General features: G+C 66.8%; 17 protein-coding genes. 2 read left to right on the plus strand and 15 right to left on the minus strand.

Annotated elements, in window-relative coordinates:
• Positions 1 to 2: 2 nt before the first annotated feature.
• The 15 genes from BMZ17_RS12315 to BMZ17_RS12385 all read right to left on the minus strand — a co-directional run bounded on the left by BMZ17_RS12315 (position 3) and on the right by BMZ17_RS12385 (position 15,132).
• Positions 3 to 1,628 (minus strand): sulfite reductase subunit alpha, encoded by a 1,626-nt coding sequence (locus BMZ17_RS12315; protein ID WP_093138860.1) that lies wholly within the window; start codon positions 1,626 to 1,628, stop codon positions 3 to 5.
• Positions 1,625 to 2,602 carry an FAD:protein FMN transferase gene (locus BMZ17_RS12320; RefSeq protein WP_093138861.1) on the minus strand — a complete coding sequence of 326 codons (978 nt, stop codon included), beginning with the start codon at positions 2,600 to 2,602 and terminating at the stop codon, positions 1,625 to 1,627. The genes BMZ17_RS12315 and BMZ17_RS12320 overlap by 4 nt, the downstream gene beginning before the upstream one ends.
• A 60-nt stretch (positions 2,603 to 2,662) precedes the next feature.
• Positions 2,663 to 3,508: a DUF4198 domain-containing protein gene (locus BMZ17_RS12325; RefSeq protein ID WP_093138862.1), complete on the minus strand. Its 846-nt coding sequence runs from the start codon at positions 3,506 to 3,508 to the stop codon at positions 2,663 to 2,665.
• Between the two features lie 41 nt (positions 3,509 to 3,549).
• A complete protein-coding gene (locus BMZ17_RS12330) occupies positions 3,550 to 4,077 on the minus strand; it encodes a DUF2271 domain-containing protein (RefSeq protein ID WP_093138863.1) in 528 nt (175 codons plus the stop codon).
• A 40-nt stretch (positions 4,078 to 4,117) separates the two neighbouring features.
• Positions 4,118 to 4,753, minus strand: a complete 636-nt coding sequence (locus tag BMZ17_RS12335) for a PepSY-associated TM helix domain-containing protein (RefSeq protein WP_093138864.1) — start codon at positions 4,751 to 4,753, stop codon at positions 4,118 to 4,120.
• A 109-nt stretch (positions 4,754 to 4,862) separates the two neighbouring features.
• A complete protein-coding gene (locus tag BMZ17_RS12340) occupies positions 4,863 to 5,552 on the minus strand; it encodes a Fe2+-dependent dioxygenase (protein WP_093138865.1) in 690 nt (229 codons plus the stop codon).
• 100 nt (positions 5,553 to 5,652) lie between these two features.
• Complete coding sequence (locus BMZ17_RS12345) at positions 5,653 to 8,040, minus strand: catecholate siderophore receptor Fiu (protein WP_093138866.1); 2,388 nt, start codon at positions 8,038 to 8,040, stop codon at positions 5,653 to 5,655.
• Positions 8,041 to 8,380: 340 nt separating this feature from the next.
• Complete coding sequence (locus BMZ17_RS12350) at positions 8,381 to 8,716, minus strand: non-heme iron oxygenase ferredoxin subunit (protein ID WP_093138867.1); 336 nt, start codon at positions 8,714 to 8,716, stop codon at positions 8,381 to 8,383.
• The gene (locus tag BMZ17_RS12355; protein ID WP_093138868.1) at positions 8,713 to 9,237 is read right to left on the minus strand and encodes a GNAT family N-acetyltransferase; all 525 of its coding nucleotides are present in this window, start codon (positions 9,235 to 9,237) and stop codon (positions 8,713 to 8,715) included. Before BMZ17_RS12355 ends, BMZ17_RS12350 begins: the two co-directional genes overlap by 4 nt.
• Positions 9,238 to 9,384: 147 nt before the next feature.
• Complete coding sequence (locus tag BMZ17_RS12360) at positions 9,385 to 10,650, minus strand: cysteine desulfurase (protein ID WP_093138869.1); 1,266 nt, start codon at positions 10,648 to 10,650, stop codon at positions 9,385 to 9,387.
• Positions 10,647 to 11,909, minus strand: a complete 1,263-nt coding sequence (gene sufD, locus BMZ17_RS12365) for a Fe-S cluster assembly protein SufD (protein WP_093138870.1) — start codon at positions 11,907 to 11,909, stop codon at positions 10,647 to 10,649. The genes BMZ17_RS12360 and sufD overlap by 4 nt, the downstream gene beginning before the upstream one ends.
• Positions 11,906 to 12,670, minus strand: coding sequence for a Fe-S cluster assembly ATPase SufC (sufC, locus tag BMZ17_RS12370; protein WP_093138871.1), 765 nt, complete (start codon positions 12,668 to 12,670; stop codon positions 11,906 to 11,908). The genes sufD and sufC overlap by 4 nt, the downstream gene beginning before the upstream one ends.
• Before the next feature lie 17 nt (positions 12,671 to 12,687).
• Positions 12,688 to 13,185, minus strand: a complete 498-nt coding sequence (locus BMZ17_RS12375; RefSeq protein WP_093138872.1) for a lysozyme inhibitor LprI family protein — start codon at positions 13,183 to 13,185, stop codon at positions 12,688 to 12,690.
• The gene (sufB, locus tag BMZ17_RS12380; protein WP_093138873.1) at positions 13,185 to 14,654 is read right to left on the minus strand and encodes a Fe-S cluster assembly protein SufB; all 1,470 of its coding nucleotides are present in this window, start codon (positions 14,652 to 14,654) and stop codon (positions 13,185 to 13,187) included. Before sufB ends, BMZ17_RS12375 begins: the two co-directional genes overlap by 1 nt.
• A gap of 16 nt (positions 14,655 to 14,670) precedes the next feature.
• The gene (locus tag BMZ17_RS12385; RefSeq protein ID WP_093138874.1) at positions 14,671 to 15,132 is read right to left on the minus strand and encodes an SUF system Fe-S cluster assembly regulator; all 462 of its coding nucleotides are present in this window, start codon (positions 15,130 to 15,132) and stop codon (positions 14,671 to 14,673) included.
• A gap of 312 nt (positions 15,133 to 15,444) precedes the next feature.
• Between BMZ17_RS12385 and BMZ17_RS12390 the strand changes: the two genes are divergently transcribed.
• Together BMZ17_RS12390 and BMZ17_RS12395 are read left to right on the plus strand one after the other, a co-directional pair.
• On the plus strand, positions 15,445 to 15,912 hold the full coding sequence (locus BMZ17_RS12390; protein ID WP_093138875.1) for an SET domain-containing protein: 468 nt from the start codon (positions 15,445 to 15,447) through the stop codon (positions 15,910 to 15,912).
• 361 nt (positions 15,913 to 16,273) lie between these two features.
• A complete protein-coding gene (locus BMZ17_RS12395) occupies positions 16,274 to 18,499 on the plus strand; it encodes a DUF5916 domain-containing protein (protein WP_093138876.1) in 2,226 nt (741 codons plus the stop codon).
• Positions 18,500 to 18,558: the final 59 nt, after the last annotated feature.

Here is an 18,558-nt window from a genome sequence, read left to right on the forward strand (position 1 = left end):
GCTCAATACACGTCGCGGCGATAGCGGCCCTGTGCGCGCAGGGTGTCGACTTCGGCCTCGCCCAGCGTGTCCTGTAGCACCGCATCCACGCCTGGCGCCATGCCGTCAAGACTGCCGCAGACGTAAACGGCGGCGCCTTCAGCGATCCAACGCTGCAGGTCGGACGCGGCCCGGCGCAGGGCGTCCTGCACGTACAGGCGCGGTGTTTCGTCGCGTGAGAACGCCAGGTCCAGCCGCTCCAGCCAGCCTTGTGCGTGCCAGGTGCTGAGTTCATCGCCGTGATAGACATCGTGCGCGCGCTGGCGTTCGCCGAACAGCAGCCAGTTGCGTCGCGCGCCGGCGGCGATCCGTGACTTGAGCAGGGCGCGCAACCCGGCGATGCCGGTGCCGTTGCCGATCAGGATCAGGGGCACGTCCGGTGCCGGCGGGTGGAAGTTGGGATTGGCCCGCAGCCGCAGCGCAATCGATGCGCCAGGCGTGGCGTGATCGCACAACCAACCGCTGGCCAGGCCGGGGCTGCCGTCGGGCCGCTGCATCCGCCTTACCAACAAGTGCAGTGCGCCATCGGCTGGCAGCGAGGCGATCGAATACTCGCGATGCGGCAATGGCGGCAGCGTCTCAACCAATGTCTGCGGAGTAACCCCGGGCGCGGGCGCGTCGGGCAACTGGCGCGCGGCGAGCGCTTGCGCCAACAGCATCGGCGTCTGTTCTACCAATACCGAGGTGGTGGCATCCAACGCTTGCTGCTGCAGCCATTGCGCCACGCGCGTGGGCGCATGGCGTGGGCCGATCTCGACCAGGTCGCCGGCCTGCCAGTGTGGCATGTCGGCAGGCGGCGTCAGGGCGAGGTGGTAGACCGGGCCGCCGAGGCTGCCGGGATTGAGCAGGCGGCGTTCCTGCAGCGTCCAGGCTTCGTAGCTGGGGGCGCGCCAGTCGCGCAGGTCGGCATAGCCGGCCAGCAGCGCCAGGTGGTGCTGCCAGTGGCGCAGAGCCGCATCGTCGGCGTTGTCCACCTCCACGCGGTCGAACAGCGGCGTCGCGCCATGTCGGCGGAGCCAGTCGTCGAGCTGCCGTCCGAATGCGCAGTACTGCGCGTAGGTCGCATCGCCCAGCGCAAGCACGGCGTACTGCAGCGGCGCTAGCGCGGCTGGGTGCGCCAGCACATCGCGCACGAAGCCCAGCGCCAGATCCGGTGGATCGCCTTCGCCAGTGGTGCTGACCACGAACAACACGCGGCGGTAATGCGCCAGCGTGGCCAGATCCAGCGACGCCAACGAGCGCACCCGTACCTCAATCCCGCCTTCGCGCAGCGACTGCGCGGTGCGCAGCGCGAGTTCGATGGCGTAGCCGGTCTGGCTGGCGTGGGCGACCAGCACGGTCTCGGCGTCGATCTGCTCTGTCAGCGTTTCGGCGCGCGGCGCGCGGGCGCGCCACAGGATCCAACCCGTGAACGCGACGTACGCCGCCAGGCTGAGACCAGCGCCGATCCAGCGCTGTGGTCGCGGCGGTCCACGCCACCAGTCGCCGGGCTGCCAGGCGAACAGCACCGCCACCACCGCGGCCAGCGCCAGCAGCACCAGGCCATTGCCCAAGGCGGCGCGCGACGGACGCAATCGCGCGTTGCTCATGCCGCCAGCAGGTCAACGAAACGCGCGCTCATCCGTTCCTGCGCACCCGCATCGGACTGCGTGACGAAACGCGCCGCCAGCCCGTGCGTGGTCGCGAACGCCAGCCCGGCGTCCACGCCCATCACGGTCAGCGCGGTGGCACAGGCGTCGGCGTCCATCGCAGTGGTGGCGACCACGGTGACGGCGGCGGCCGCCTGCGTGACGGGCTGTCCGGTGCGCGGGTCGAAGGTGTGCGCGTAACGCACGCCGTCGTGTTCGAAGCGATGCCAGCGATCGCCGGAGGTGGCCACGGCAAGGCCGTCCAGGGCGAGCACGCGCGGTGGCAGATCGCCATGCTCATCGGCGCCGGTCTCCACCAGCACGCGCCACGGCGTGCCGTCGGGCTTGCAGCCGCGGCCGGCGAGTTCGCCGCCGACTTCCACCAGCGCATCGGCGATGCCACGTGCCTGCAGCGCCTGCAGCAGCAGGTCGACCGCGTAACCCTTGGCGATGGCCGACAGATCCAGCTGCACGTCGCCGGGCTGCAGGAGTTCGAAAGGATCCTCGCGCAGGACCAGCTGCGCCCAGCGCGGACGCGCCTGTGCCTGCGCCAGGGCCGCCGGCGCGGGAATCGATGGCGTGCCACCGCCGGCACCGAAACCCCAGGCCTGTACGAGCGCGCCGACGGTCGGATCAAACGCGCCCCCGCTGGCCGCGGCGATCTTCAGCGCGCAGGCCATCACCTGGCCGAAATCGTGCGGTAGCACCTGCCAGCTGCCGGGCGCGGCGTGGTTGAAACGGCACAGGTCCGACCCGGCTTCCCACGTGCTCATCTGCGCGACCACGCGATCCAGCGTGGCCTGCAACAGGTCATGCAGTGGATGCAGGTCCACGCCCGATGGCACGGCCAGCTTGGTCGACCAGGTCGTGCCCATGGTGCGGCCGCCGAGCGTGGCCAGCGCCAACATGCGCGAAGGAGCGAGCAGGGAAGACATGGGCAATCGGCCGCGTGCGGGGACGCACCGGGCGTGGTCGAGCCGCGCCCGGTGGCTGCCTTACTGCGGCAGGGCTTCCAGCGTGGCGATGTAGCTCAGGCGACGCTGGGTGGCCTGCTTGACCGTGGTCTTGTTGTCGGTGGTCGAAGCCGAGATCCAGTACATGCCCGGCTCGGCCCACTGCACCGAGAACTCGCCGTTGGCGTCGGTGGTGACCTTGGTGTCTTCCTGCGCGTTGCGGTAGCGCGTGGCGCCGCGGACGACCTGCACTTCCAGTCCGGCCTTGGGCTGGCCATCGACCATCAGCTTGAACTTGGCGGCCTCACCGGCGAACAGGTCGTTGGGGTGGGTTACTTCCACCAGCTCCAGGCCCTTGCCGGTCGCCTTGATCGGGGTCGGCGCACCGTTGGTGATGAAGGTTTCCACGCGGCCCAGGTTCTCGGTGACTTCCAGGTTCTTGGCGCCCTTGGGCACCTTGGTGGCCAGTTCCTCGGCGGTGACGCTGCGCAGGAAGCCGCTGTTGGGATCGGGTTTGGCGCCCGGCGCCGGCGGCGCGCCTGGGCCGCGACGCTCGCCCCAGCGGGCCGACAGGCCGTTGGTGACGTTGGCCACGCGGTAGGTGCCCTGCTGGTTCAACTCCACGTCGAATACGCTGCGGGTCTTGCCAGTGGCGTCGTTCTGCGCCTGCACGGTGCTGCCATCGGGCGCGGTGATGGTGATGCCGTCCAGGCGCACCGGCACGAAGTCCGGATAGAACAGCTCGTTGGACACCGCTGCATCCACCGTCACCCACACATCGTTGCCGGCGACCACGGTCGAGGCAGGCACCAGCCACTGTTTGTGCGCGGCGGCGGTGAAGGGGAGGGCGGCGGCCAGTGCCAGGGCGAGGGTCAGGGAACGCTTCATGCGGGTTGCTCCGTTAAGACGTGCGAATGCGGGGAAGAAGATCAGGGCTTGGCGGTCAGCGAGACGGCGCCGACTTCGGTGCTGCCTTGGCCCTTGGCGGTCTGCGCAGCGGTGGCCGGCCAGGTGAAAGGCACCTTGACCAGCTCGCGGCCGCCGACTTCGCGCGCCGCTTCCACCACCAGCGTGTAGCTGCCGGGCTTGAGGCCGGACAGCTGCGGCGCATTGGCGGCGAAATCCAGGGTCTGCACGCCCGCCGGACGGGTCGGGCCGGTCAAGCCGTCCACCGGCAGTTCCAGGCTGCGGCCGGACTTGCGCCACCACTGGCGCAGGTCGGGCAGCCACTTGGTGCCGTGGCCTTCCTTGGTGTCCTTGTTCTCGTACCAGACCGCCAGGTTGGCCGCGGCCTTGCCGTCGGCGCCTTCCACGTACACGGCCACATACGGACGGTGGTACTCGGCCACGTTGAGCTGCGGGATCTCCACCTTCACCTGCAGCGTCGCCGCATACGACGGCAGCGCCAGCAGCCCGCTGAGCGCGATGGTCAGGGTGATCGGTACGGTCTTGGTCATAGCGAGGCGTCCTTGAAGGTGCAGGTCAACAGAGGGGGAATCAGTGGACGAAGATCAGCGCCAGCAGCAGCGGCACCAGCAGCCCCAGGCCCACCATCGGCCAGGTCATGCGACGCTGGCCGGCGTGCAGCTGCAACAGCAACAGCCCGGTGATGCAGAACACCAGGCACGCCACCGCGAACACATCGAGGAACCAGCTCCACGCCGCGCCGGCGTTGCGGCCCTTGTGCAGATCGTTGAACAGCGAGACCCAGCCGCGATCGGTGGACTCGAATTCCACCGCGCCGCTTTCGCGATCCAGTGACAGCCAGCCATCGCCGCCGGGGCGCGGCAGCGACACGTAGACCTCATCGGCCGACCATTCGCCCTCGCGCCCGGCCAGGCTGATGTCCAGCGTGCCTTCCAGCCAGTCCGAGACCACGCGCGGCAGCGGCGCGTTGCCGTCTTCGCGCGCACCCAGCGACTTGAGCAGCGGCGCCGGAACGGTCGCAGTGCGATGGGTGACCTGCGGCTTGGATTCGATGCTGGCTGCGTGGTTGAGCGTGATGCCGGTGGCAGCGAACAGCAGCATTCCGATCAGGCACACCGCCGAACTGATCCAGTGCCACTGGTGCAGCGTGCGCAGCCAGAAGCCACGGCGTTGCTGTGCGGAAAGCGGGGCAGCGGCCTGGGACAAGAACGGAGGATTCCGAAGGAGTTCGACGGTCTAGCGATCGCGGCATTACACCATGAAATGAGAATCGGTCTCAATTATGGCACGGTCATTTGGGGCTAGATTTGGCGTATCAGACTTCGGCCCAGCCGCGCAGCAGGTTGTGGTACACGCCGGTCAGCTGGACGATCGCCTGTTGATCGCCGCCGCTGGCAGTGAGCCGCTGGATGGCGGTATCCATCTCCAGCAGCAGACGTCGGTTTGCTTCGTCGCGGACCATGCTCTGCACCCAGAAAAACGATGCCAAGCGTGCGCCGCGCGTCACGGGCGTGACTTTGTGCAGGCTGCTGGACGGATACAGGATCAGGTCGCCAGCCGGCAGCTTCACCTCGTGCTCGCCGTAGGTGTCGCTGATGACCAGTTCGCCGCCGTCGTATTCGTCCGGCTCGCACAGGAACAGCGTGCACGACAGATCGCTGCGCACCTGCTGGCGCGACTGGCCGGGGCGATCCACGGCCATCACCGAACCATCGACGTGGAAGCCGTATTCTCCGCCGCCGGTGTAGCGGTTGAAGCGCGGCGGCAGCGTGCGCAGCGGCAGGGCAGCGGCGAAGTACAGCGGACTGCGTTCCAGTGCCGCCAGCACCTGCTGGCCGAGCTGTTCGCGCAGGGGCGAGGCATCGGGCAGTTGCTCGTTGCGTTTGACCTTGGCGCCTTGCGCGCCGACGGTCTCGCGGCCATCGGTCCAGTCGGCCGCGTCCAACGCCTGGCGCATCTGTTGGAGCTGGTCGGCATCAAGGACGTTGGGAACGTGCAGCAGCATCGTGTGGGGCCTCTACAACGACGCACGGGAAGGCAAGCCTTCCCGTGCTGGAAGTGCCGGTGGCCCGGCACGGTGGGTGCAACCTAGCAGACGCGCAGGATCAGAAACGGAAATCCGCGCTCAGCAGGAAGGTCCGCGGCGTCCCCGGCGTGTAGCGGTAGCCGCTCTTGTTGATTGCCGCGACGTATTCCTTGTCGAACAGGTTGTAGCCGTTGAGACGCACGGTGACGTTGCGCGAGATGTCGTACGAAGCGACGGCGTCATAGACCGTGTAGGACTTGGTGAACGCCGGCGTGCCGACCGCACCGTCGGTGCCGCGATGCATCTGCCCGGAGTAGCGCACGCCGCCGCCGATGGTCAGGCCAAACGGCAAGCGGTAGCTGGTCCAGCTGGTGAAGGCATCGTCCGGCGTATACGACAGGCCGGAAGTGCCATCGGCATTGACCACCGGGCCTTCGGTGACATCCGTGGTCATGGAGGTGTAGCCCGCCGAGATGGTCCAGTTGTCGGTGATATTGCCGACCGCCGAAAGCTCTACGCCCTTGACCTTTTTCTCGCCGGTCTGGGTCGGGTTGCCGAAGTCATCGACTACGTTGGCGTTGATCTCGTTGGTCACGTCGGTCTGGAACAGCGCCAGGTTGACGGCTAGGTTCTCCAGCACGTTCCACTTGGTGCCCACTTCGAAGGTCTTGGCTTTCTGCGGATCGGCATTGATGCTGTTGGCCGCACCGTCGGCCGAGGCCAGGGCGAAGTTGGCGCCGCCCGGGGGCTGCTGCGACAACGCCCAGTTGGCATACAGGCTGACGTCGTCGCCGACCTTGTAGACCGCGCCCAGCTTCCAGTTGAACAGCGTATCGCTGGTGTCCGTATCGACCGTGCTGACCGCGCTGCCGACCGGTGCGCCGTTGCACGGCACGGCGCCTCGGCCGGTGCCGTTGTTGCAGATGGCGGTGTTCTCGTACTCGGTCTTGTAGTGGTCGAAGCGCACGCCGCCGGTGATCAGGAAGTTCTCGCCGAACTTCAGCGTGTCGAAGGCGAACACCGAAGCGGTGTCGGTCTTGCCGTAGCTGCCGGTGCCATTGTGGAAGTAGACCAGGTTGCCGACGTCATTCCAGTCCGGGTTGTACAGGCTGGCGGCCGGACGCGCGCCGGTGCTGCCGAAGTTGCGGCTGTACTGCTCTTCGCGCGTCAGTTCGATGCCGGTGCTCAGGTTGTGCTCGATCGAACCGGTGGCGAAATCCGCACGCAGGTTGAACTGGTCGGTGAGGATCTTGTTGCGCTGGTCCTTGAACGTATTGCTGCTGCGGGCCAGCGTGTAGGTCGACAGGTCGTTGATGTCGGTCCACTGGATGTTGCCGGTCGGGTTGCCCGCGGTCAGTACACCCGTGCCCATGAACGAGGTCAGCAGGTAGTCCTGCGTGGTCTCGCCCCAACGCGCGGTGTTGGTCAACTTGAGCGTGTCGGAGAAGTCGTGCTCGAAGATGAAAGTGGCCTGCTTGGCCTCGACGTCATCGTGATCCTGGCGGGTGCCGTAGTAGTTCTCCGGGTCGACCGGATGGCCAGCCAGCTGGGCCAGGCCCGGCTGCGGGGTCCAGCCCGGCAGGCCGATGGTCGGCACGAAGCCGTCCGGCACGTTGTCCTGCTTGACGTAATACAGGTTCAGCCAATAGCGCGTCGCGCCATCAAGGTTGAAGCCCAGCGAGGGCGCTAGGCCCCAGCGCTTGTTGTTGACGTGGTCGCGGCCGGGCGTGTCGCTGTCCTGCCACATGGCGTTGAGACGCAGGGCTGCACCGCCACCGCCCAAGGTCTGGTTCCAGTCGGCGGTGCCGCGCTTCTGGCCTTCATCGCCGCCAGAGACGGTGCCAGAAATCGCTTCGCGCAACGAGGCGCGCTTGCTGACCATGTTGATCGCACCGCTGGGCGCGCTGCGGCCGTTGTCGGTACCGGCCGGACCTTTCTCGACCTCCACTTGGTCGATGTTGAACAGGTCACGTGAGATCGAGCCCAGGTCGCGCACGCCATCGATGAAGATGCTGCTGGAGCTGTCGAAACCGCGCATGTAGATCGTGTCGCCGGTGCTGGTGTTGCCGTTTTCGCCGGCGTAGAACGCACCGACGCCGGGCGTGTTGCGCAGGGCTTCGGTCAGCGTAGTGGCGCCTTGCTGGTTGAACAGGTCGCTGGTGATCACCTGGATGGTCTGCGGGGTGTCCTGCAGCGACTGGGTGAACTTCGGGGAGGCCACGGCCTTGGCCTGGATGCGCGAGCCGTGCACGTCGACCTTGTCGAGGTTCTTGGCTTCGTCGCGATGGTGGCGATGGCCGTCACGCTCGTGCTCCTGATCCTTGTGCTGGTCGGCCGGCGCATCGGCGGCCACGGTGTCGGCCGCGAATGCGGCGGACGGCAGGGCAAAGGCGAGGGAGGTGGCCAGCGCGGCGACGGTCAACGGGCGGGCGCCCGGCAGGTGCTTGCGGGAACGGATGTGCGACATGTCAGGCGTTCTTCCAATGAAGTTGACGAAATCCCCCATTGGCGACGGCTGACGGGAGGTGCGGGGGCCGTACGAGACCCGCCCTCGCTGATGTGCAGGGGCTCGGAAAACTCGAACGGGAAGCCGAAAATGCCGGGCGCGGCAAAAATGTCGGCCGTAAAACGTGGCGGAATTGTAATGAGAACGATTTGTATTAACAACCGGTTTACATGGCCTCGCTTGAAGAATTTTCGTCCTGGATCGCCTTTATCCAGCAGGTTCTGCCATGCCGCATCGCGATGGGTACAAAAAAACCGGCGCTTGGCCGGTCTTTCGGGTTGGGGGATCGCTGGCCTGATCTTCAGTCGCGATCGTCGCGCGACCAGACGCCGCCGTGTTCGATCTTGACTGGGAACCTGGGCACCGGTGCGTAGGCGGGGCCGCATAGCGGGGTGCCTTCGCGGATGTCGAAGCGCGCGCCATGTAGCACGCACTCCACGCTGCCGGCCTGCGCGTCGAAGCTGCCGGCGGCGCTCAGTTCGAATTCGGCGTGGCTGCAGCGGTCTTCCAGGGCATACAGATCGCCGTCGAGGTTGAACACCACGATCGGTGTGCCGGTGACCTCGTCGAACGTGCTGCGCATCTCGCCGGGCAGCAGCTCGGCGGTGGCGCAGACGAAGGTCCAGTCCTCGCTCACAATGATTTTTCCAGCAGTTCGAAGCGCAAGTCGTCGCGCAGTGGGGTGCCGAAGCGCTCGTCACCATAGGGAAAGGGCTTGTACTTGCCGGTGCGCACGTAGCCGCGGCGCTCGTAGAAGGCGATCAGCGATTCGCGCACGTCGATCACGGTCATGCGCATCACGCCCACGCCCAGTTCCTCTCGGGCGATGCGTTCGGCCTCGACCATGACCTGCTTGCCCACGCCGCCGCCCTGCAGGCTGGGCCGCACCGAGAACATGCCGAAGTAACCGGCGCCGTCCTCGATCGCCACGTGCGCGCACGCCAGCAGCTCGCCATCGACTTCGGCCAGCAGGACGCGGCTGTCGGGGCGGGTGAGGTCGTGTTCCAGCACGCCGCGGTCGATGCGGTTGCCGTCCAGGATGTCGGCCTCGGTGGTCCAGCCGACGCGGCTGGCGTCGCCGCGATAGGCGGACGTCACCAGCGCGGTGATGGCGTCGATGTCGGCGAGCGTGGCGTCGCGGAAGGTCAGGGTCTGCATGGGCGCATTGTAAAACGCGCGGGCAGGGCGTTGAGGGTGCGGACTGTGGGGGCCGTTCCACGTGGCCCAGGGCCATCTGCGGCGATGGGGCCTCATCGAGAAAGCCTCATCGCTGCTGAAGCAGCTCCCACATTCAGGCCAGCGCTTTCAGCCCAGCAGCTTGCGGGCTTTCTTCAGTGCAGCGATGAAACCTTCGATCTCGTCGTGCGTGTTGTAGAACGCCAGCGAGGCGCGCAGCGTCGCCGCCACGCCGAAGTACTGCAGCAGCGGGTGGGCGCAGTGCTGGCCTGAGCGCACGGCCACACCTTCCAGGTCCAGCAGCGTCGCCAGGTCGTGGGCGTGGGCGCCGTCGATCAGGAAGGACACCACCGCGGCCTTGTCCGGCGCGGTGCCAAAGATGCGCAGGCCCTCGATCGTGTTGAGTTCTTCGGTGAGGTGGGCCAGCAGCTCGGCCTCGCGCGCACGGATCGCGTCCATGCCCACACCTTCGAGGTAATCCAGCGCCGCGCCCAGGCCAACGAAGCCGGCGATGTTGGGCGTGCCGGCCTCGAACTTGTGCGGCACGTCGTTGAAGGTCGTCTTGTCGAAGCTGACTTCCTTGATCATCTCGCCGCCGCCGATGAAGGGCGGCATGGCGTCGAGCAGTTCGCGGCGTGCCCACAGTGCGCCGGTGCCGGTCGGGCCGCAGATCTTGTGGCCGGTGACCGCGTAGAAATCACAGCCGATGCCGGCCACGTCCAGCTGCATGTGCGGCGCGGCCTGCGAGCCGTCAACCACGGTAACGATGCCGGCCTTGCGCGCGGCCCGGCAGATCTCGCGCACCGGGTTGACCGTGCCCAACACGTTGGACACATGGGCCACGGCCAGCAGTTTCACCTGCGGGGTCATGGCCTTGTACAGCGCGTCCAGGTCCAGGCTGCCGTCGGGCAGGATCTCGGCCACCTTGATCGTGGCGCCGGTGCGCTCGGCGACCAGCTGCCACGGCACGATGTTGGCGTGGTGCTCCATGCGCGAGACCAGGATGACGTCGCCGGCCTTGAGGTTGGGCAGCGCCCACGAGTAGGCGACCAGGTTGATCGCGAAAGTGGTGCCGCTGCACAGGATCAACTCGTCGCCGCGCACGCCCAGAAAGCGCGCCAGCGTCTTGCGCGCGCCTTCGTAGGCATCGGTCGCTTCGGTGCCCAGCGCGTGGACGGCGCGGCTGACGTTGGCGTTCTGGCGGCGGTAGAAACCGTCCACCGCCGCAATCACCTGCACCGGCTTCTGCGCCGTATTGGCGTTGTCGAAATAGATCAGCGGCTTGTCGTTGACTGCGCGGGTCAGCAGCGGGAAATCCATGCGGATCCGGGCCCAGTCGTGGGCCTGGTCATCGACCACCTCGCTGGCGTGGCTTGCGGTATCGATGCTGTTCATGCCGCACCTGCCTGGCGCAGCGCGGCATCGACGGCGTCGGCCAGCTGCGCGACCAGCGCGTCATCGCCCAGCACCGACAGCGGCTCGCGGCAGAACGCCGCGGTCAGCAGGCGCGTGGCCTGCTCCTGCGGCAGGCCGCGCGAGCGCAGGTAGAACAGCGCGTTGGCGTCCAGCCGGCCGACGGTCGCACCGTGTGCGGCCTGCACTTCGTCGGCGTGGATCTCCAGCACCGGCTGGGTGTCGATCTCGGCATTGTCCGAGAGCAGCAGGTTCTTGTTGGACAGGCGCGCGTCGGTGCCGTCGGCGCCTTCGCGGATCAGGATGCCGCCATGGAACACCGCCCGGCCGCGCCCGGTACCCAGGCCGCGCCAAGTCAGGCCGCAGCTGGTGTCGCGCGCGATGTGGTCGATCCCGAGGCGCGTATCGACGTGACGCCGGCCGCCGGCCAGCAGCACGCCGTTGGCGTCCAGGCGCGCATTTTCGCCTTCCAGGCGCACGTTGAGTTCATGCCGCGACAGGGCGGCGCCCAACTCCAGATCCAGGCGCGTATAGACCGCATCGCGCGCCAGCACCGCGTCGGTGCGCAGCAGGCTGGTGGCCTTGTCGGACTCGTGCTGGGCGCGCGCGTGAACCAGCTGCGCGCCCTGCGACAGATGGACGTGGGTGAGCGCGTTGGACAGGTGCGCGTGCTCTCCAGCGGCGAGGTGATGCTCGACCACGCGCAGCTTGGCACCCGCGCGCAGTTCGATCAGGTTGCGCAGGTGCCAGGCGCGATCGGTGGTGTCGGCCGTGCCAACGAACACCAGGTGCAGCGGCGTGGTGCTCTGCACATCGGCCTCGACGCGCAGCAGCACGCCTTCGCTGGCCAGCGCGGCGTTGAGGCGGGCGAAGACTTCATCGCCACGCTCGAAGCGACGCGCCAGGAAGCGCGCGGCATCGCCGCCATCGGCCAACGCCTGCGACAGGCGCTGCACGCTGACGCCATCGTCCAGGCCGCTCAGGTCGGACAGGGTTTCGAGATGGCGGCCGTTGGCGAACACCAAGCGCGGCGCGGGAATATGCGCGACCAGCGCGGCATCGAGTTCGGGCGTGGCGTCCACCGCGGCAAAGCTGCGGCGCTCCAGCGCACGCAGCGAGGTGTACTTCCACGCCTCATCGCGCTGGCTGGGCAGGCCGGCGGCGATGGCGTCGTCGAGCACGCTGCGGCGCGCGCTGTCACCGTCGAAGGCGGCGGCAAGAGAATCCAGCAGGGTGCTCATGCGACGGTTTCCGGCGTCACGCGATCCTTCAGCCAGGCGTAGCCGTGGGCTTCCAGTTCCAGCGCCAGTTCCGGGCCGCCGGTCTGCACAATCCTGCCATCGGCCAGCACGTGGACCACGTCCGGCTTGATGTAGTCGAGCAGGCGCTGGTAGTGGGTGATGACCAGGAACGAGCGGCCGGCGCTGCGCAGCGCGTTGACGCCATCGGCCACGGCCTTGAGCGCGTCGATGTCCAGGCCCGAGTCGGTCTCGTCCAGGATCGCCAGCTTCGGTTCCAGCACGGCCAGCTGGAAGATCTCGTTGCGCTTCTTCTCACCACCCGAGAAACCTTCGTTGACGCCGCGATGCAGCAGTTCATCCTTCAGGTGCAGCACGGCCAGTTTCTCGCGCACCAGCTTGAGGAACTGCATCGAGTCCAGCTCGCCTTCGCCGCGCGCCTTGCGCTGGGCGTTGAGCGCGGCGCGCAGGAAGTAGGTGTTGTTCACGCCCGGGATTTCGACCGGGTACTGGAAGGCCAGGAAGATGCCAGCGGCGGCGCGTTCTTCCGGCGCGAGTTCCAGCAGCTCGGCGCCTTCGAACAGCACCGTCCCATCGGTAACGTCATAGCCTTCGCGGCCGGACAGGATGTTGCCCAGCGTGGACTTGCCCGCGCCGTTGGGCCCCATGATGGCGTGCACTTCGCCCGGCTTAACCTCAAGCGAGAGGCCCTTGAGGATGTCCTTGCCGGCGACGGAGGCGTGGAGGTTGTCGATCTTCAACATGAGGATGTGATTCGCAGTCAATGAGTGGGCGCGGGGATGACGTAGGGATGCTTGACCAGATCCGTACAGGCGGAACGGTCAACCTCGCCATACGCGGTTCCGCGCAGGTATTGGCACAGGCGGGCCGTGCGCTCGCGCGCCAGGCTTGCCCGGTAGAAGGCATAAGCAGCTGGGTACGCAGTGCCGCGCATCGCACCTTCGCTATCTTCGAAGGCGAATCTCGCTTCGACATCTGCATCGCGGTACGTGAGCCAGTCACGCTGTGCCTGGCGGAGCTTGCCGGTGACGTCCGGGTAGTTGGCCCATTTTTTCAGCACGGCCTGGTACGCGGCATTGAGTTCCTTGTCCGCAGCTTCGTAGACATCCCCCGCGCATTGCGTGACGTCGTACTGCGTGTTGGCTCCTTTGCAGAGTGCCATCTCTACATCGCGGTCCACCGGCGGCTGGTCGGCCAGCGCGAATGGGCACACCAGCAGCAGGCTCGCCACGGTCAGCAGGCTGTACGCGGCGCGCATCAGCCGACGCTGCCTTCCAGCGAGACTTCCAGCAGCTTCTTGGCCTCGACCGCGAACTCCATCGGCAGCTCGCGGAAGACCTGCTTGCAGAAGCCGTCGACGATCATCGAGACCGCGTCTTCCTGGCTGATGCCGCGCGACCGGCAATAGAACATCTGGTCGTCGCTGATCTTGGAGGTGGTGGCTTCGTGCTCGACGGTGGCGCCCGGGTTCTTCACCTCGATGTAGGGGAAGGTGTGGGCGCCGCACTGCTTGCCGATCAGCAACGAATCGCACTGGGTGAAGTTGCGCGCGCCGCTGGCGCTCTTGTCGACCTTGACCAGGCCACGGTAGGTGTTCTGGCCGCGGCCGGCGCTGATGCCCTTGGAGACAATCTTGGATTTGGTGTTGCGGCCCACGTGGATCATCTTGGTGCCGGTGTCGGCCTGCTGGCGGTGGTGGGTGAGCGCGACCGAATAGAACTCGCCGCTGGAGTCGTCGCCCAGCAGCACGCAGGACGGGTACTTCCAGGTAATGGCCGAGCCGGTTTCGACCTGGGTCCAGCTGACCTTGCTGCGCGCGCCACGGCACTCGGCGCGCTTGGTCACGAAGTTGTAGATGCCGCCGCGGCCTTCCTCGTCGCCCGGGTACCAGTTCTGGACGGTGGAATACTTGATCTCGGCGTCTTCCAGCGCGACCAGCTCGACGACGGCGGCGTGCAGCTGGTTCTCGTCGCGCATCGGCGCGGTGCAGCCTTCCAGGTAGGACACGTAGCCCTTGTCCTCGCACACGATCAGGGTGCGCTCGAACTGCCCGGTATGGCCGGCGTTGATGCGGAAATAGGTGCTCAGCTCCATCGGGCTGCGCACACCCTTGGGGATGAAGACGAAGCTGCCGTCGGAGAACACCGCCGAGTTGAGCGCGGCAAAGTAGTTGTCGCCCACCGGCACGACGCTGCCCAGGTACTGCTTGACCAGTTCCGGGTGTTCCTTGATGGCCTCGGACATGGAGCAGAAAATGATGCCCTTCTCGGCCAGTTCCTTGCGGAAGGTGGTGCCGACCGAGACCGAGTCGAACACCGCATCCACCGCCACGCCGGCCAGCTTGGCGCGCTCGTGCAGCGGCACGCCCAGCTTGTCGTAGGTATCCAGCAGCTCCTGCGGGACTTCATCGAGCGACTTGTACTTGGGGCCCTTGGGCGCGGAGTAGTAGCTCAGCGCCTGGAAATCGATCGGTGCGATCTTCAGCTTGGCCCAGTGCGGCACCGGCATGGTCAGCCAGTGGCGATACGCCTCCAGCCGCCAGTCGGTCATCCACTGCGGCTCTTCCTTCTTGGCCGACAGCGCGCGGACGATGTCCTCGCTCAGACCGGGCGGCAGCGAGTCGGATTCGATGTCGGTGATGAAACCGGCGTCGTAGCGGCGGCCGAGTTGCTCGATGATCTCGACATTGCGCAGCGGCGCGGGGACCTGGGTTGCTTCGGTGGCCATGTGGGCTGCCTACGGGTTAGCTGGCGACATGCGCGGCGATGGGACGGCGGCGCGTATCGGGAGTGGAAGAGGAGGCGACGGGCTGCAGCATCTGCGCCAGGGTCATGCCGCGCAGGGCGTCGGCGACCACGTCGTTGATCAGGCGCCAGTTGGCGCGCGCCCCGCACTGGTGGGCGATGCCGCACTGGCTGTCCTGCTGGCTGCATTCGGTGATGGCCAGCGGCCCTTCCATGGCCTCGATGATCTGCACCAGGCTGATATCGCTGGCCGCATGGGCCAGGCGGTAGCCGCCGTGCACGCCGCGCAGGCCTTCGACCAGGCCGGCCTGGGCCAGCGGCTTGAGCACCTTGCTGACGGTGGTGGCTTCCAGGCCGGAGGCCTCGGCCAGTTCAGTGGCGCTGAGGACTTCGCCGACGCGGCTGGCCAGGACGGTCAGCAGCACGGTGGCGTAGTCGGTGAGCTTGGTGACGCGCAGCATGGCGGGGTGGGGACTGCGAAAGTGGACCGAAATTGTACGCTTTTGCGATCCGTGACTCAAACCCCGGTCGCATGGTGGAGTTCAGGCTGCCTGGCCGGCCGGTGTTGGTCTTCGGAAAGCGGCTGAAGCCTGTCCTTGGCGGAGACGGCAGCGGGGAGCAATGCATCGGTGCGCACGGATGATTGATGAGCGCTCCGTCGTGCGCACTGAGTGCATGCGAGCGCGCAGCGCCGAGGCCTGCACGATCAAGTCAGTGGCGGGAATCACGCCGCCCCGCCACAATGCCCGGAGACTTCCCACACGGACGCTTCAATGCCGCGCAAGATCGCCACCCGCAAATCCGCCATCCACGGCAACGGCATGTTCTCCGTTGCGGCCATCAAGAAAGGCGAGCGGCTGATCGAATACAAGGGCGAACGGCGCACCCACGCGCAGGTCGACGCCGACGAGGGCGGCGACGTGGAGAGCGGCCACACCTTCCTGTTCACGCTCAACGACGAGTACGTGATCGACGGTGCGCGCGGCGGCAACAGCGCCCGCTGGATCAACCACAGCTGCGATCCCAACTGCGAAGCGCTGATCGAGGAGCACGACGGCAGCGACCGCACCAAGGACAAGGTGGTGATCGAAGCGCTGCGCAACATCAAGGCCGGCGAAGAGCTGACCTACAACTACGGCATCACCCTGGCCGAGCCGCACACCGCCCGCCTGAAGAAGGTCTGGGCCTGCCGCTGCGGCTCGAAGAAGTGCACCGGGACGATGCTCCAGCCCAAGCGCTAAAGTAAGGCGTGTCATCCATCTCCAGACAGGTCGCGCAGGAACTGCCCTTCGGGTTGGGCCTGCAAGGCCGCCATCTCCGCGCCGCGTGGCTTGAGCTGACGGCCAGTCAGCCACGGCGCCACGCGACACGAAGCTGACGGCCTTGCAGACCCAACGCGGCCTATCCGGAGACAGATGACACGCCTGGCGCGGCGGGGCGAATGAAAGCCCCCTTACGCTAGGCGCCTGCAACGCGCCGCTCCCGTGGATGCACGCCGCAGGCAAAAGGTTGCAATGACTCATGCCAGTCGGCACGCGCCGGCAAGCTTCCTAATGTACGCACCGGAGCAGGCCAGCGCCTGCCGGAGAGAGGGAGCAGGCCATGCGTGGCTCAGTGTTGGCGACAAGCCTGTTGATGGCGTTGGCGATGCCCGCCGGTGCGGTGGAAATCGATGGCCGGATCGATCCGGCCGAATGGGCCGGTGCCCAGCACATCACCGATTTCAGACAGGTGCAGCCGCTCACGCGCGCGCCGGGCACCCAGCCGACCGAAGCCTGGATCCTGGCCACGCCGCAAGGGCTGGCGATCGCGTTCCGCAACGTGCAGCCGGCCGGCGTGCCGCGCACCCGGCAGAAGGTGCGGCGCGATTTCGAGGATCAGGTCGACCGGGTCAACGTGATGGTCGACTTCGATGGTGACGGGCGCACCGGCTACAACTTCGTGGTGTCGTCCACCGACGGCATCAACGATGCCATCGTCACCAACGAGAACCACTTCAGCCAGGACTGGGACGGCAACTGGAAGCACGCCGTCAGCGAGGACGACGCCAGCTGGTCGGTGGAACTACTGATCCCCTGGTACATCGCGCCGATGCACAAGGCCAGCGGCGACACGCGCCGGATGAAGGTCTACCTGGATCGCGTGATCGGCTCGACCGGCGAGCGCATGGCCTGGCCGGCGGCCAGTTTCGAGCGTCCGCGCTTCCTGTCCGATTTCGCCCAGGTGGAAGTGGCCGATTACCAGCAGTCGCTGCTGGCGATCACGCCCTATATGTCCGGCCTGTACGACAACATCCACGGCGGTACCGACGTCAACGGCGGTGTGGACGTGTTCTGGAAGCCCAATGGCCAGTTCCAGATGACCGCCACGGTCAACCCGGATTTCGGCCAGGTCGAGAGCGACGACCTGGTGGTGAACTTCGATGCCACCGAAACGTATGTGAGCGACAAGCGGCCGTTCTTCACCGAGAACCAGGGGCTGTTCGAGTTCACCACGCCCTCGGATTTCAGCCAGCTGCTCTATACCCGGCGCATTGGCGGCCCCTCGGACGACGGGCGCGGCGCGGCCGACATCGGCGCGGCGGTCAAGGTCAACGGCAGCATCGGCGCAACCAAGTACGGCGTGTTCTATGCCGAGGAAGACGGCGAGGCGGGGCGCTCGTTCCGCGCGCTGCGGCTGGTACGCGACTTCAGCACGCAGAATCTGGGCCTCATGGTTACCCAGGTCGAGCGGCCGTGGCTGGATCGCGAGGCCACCGTCATGGGCATCGACCACAACTGGCGGCCGAACGCGCGCTGGAACATCCGCACCCGCCTGCTCGGCAGCCAGGTCGAGCAGTCCGGCGAGACCTCGCGCGATACCGGCGGCACGGTCTGGGCCGATTACGAGATGGACCACGGCTGGCGCCAGCAGTGGATCGCGATGCATTTCGGCAGCGAACTGCAGCTCAACGACGCCGGCTATCTCTCGCAGAACAGCCTCAATTACGGCCACTGGGAAGTGCGCAAGCGCTTCCCCGAGCAGCCGGCGGCCTCTCGCTATGCCTCCAAGGACTGGCGCTGGCGCATCAGCCAGGTCAACAACGACCACGGCGAAGTGCTCAACAAGCAGCTGCGGATCAGCCGCCAGGGCAACCTGCGCGACGGCAGCGAGGAGTTCGTGCAGGTCAACTTCAACGATGCCGGCGTGGACGACCTGCTCACCCGCGGGCATGGTTCGGTGGAGCAGCCGTTCAACACCCAGTTCGTCTACGAGTACACCCGGCCGCGCAAGGGCCGCTGGGCGCACGAGCTGGAACTGTGGGCCGAGCGCGGCAGCATCACCGATGCCAGCGCGCTGACCTACAGCGTGGACTACACCGCGACGTACTTCGTCAACGACGATTTCAGCGTGTACGTGGGCGGTTACGCGGATCATTCGCCGGCCTGGTCGGTGTGGCAGTCCGACAACCTGGTCGGCCTGTACAACGGCCGCGAGTGGCACTTCAACACCGGCCTGACCTGGAACCTGGCCAACCGCCAGGAGCTGCGCATCAAGCTGCAGGCGCTGGCGATCGACGCACAGGCCATCGGTGCCTATCGCGTGCTGGGCACGCGCCCGGTGGACAGCGGCGAGGCGGTGTCGGATTTCAGCGTGCGCAACCTGGGCTTCCAGGTGCGCTACCGCTACGAGGTGGCGCCGATGTCGGACCTGTACATCGTCTACGCGCGCGGCGGCTATGACGAAACCGATCGCAGCGACACCATCGGCAGCCTGCTGACCGACGCGCTGCGGCTGCGCAACGACGAGCAGCTGTTGGTGAAGTTCAGCTATCGCTTCGAGCTTTGACGGCACATTCCACTCACGCGCCTGGGCGACACTGGCGGCCTGTCGTCCTCGCGGAGTTG

The sequence above is a fragment of the Pseudoxanthomonas sp. GM95 genome (genome assembly GCF_900109775.1).
Classification (GTDB): Bacteria; Pseudomonadota; Gammaproteobacteria; order Xanthomonadales; family Xanthomonadaceae; genus Pseudoxanthomonas_A.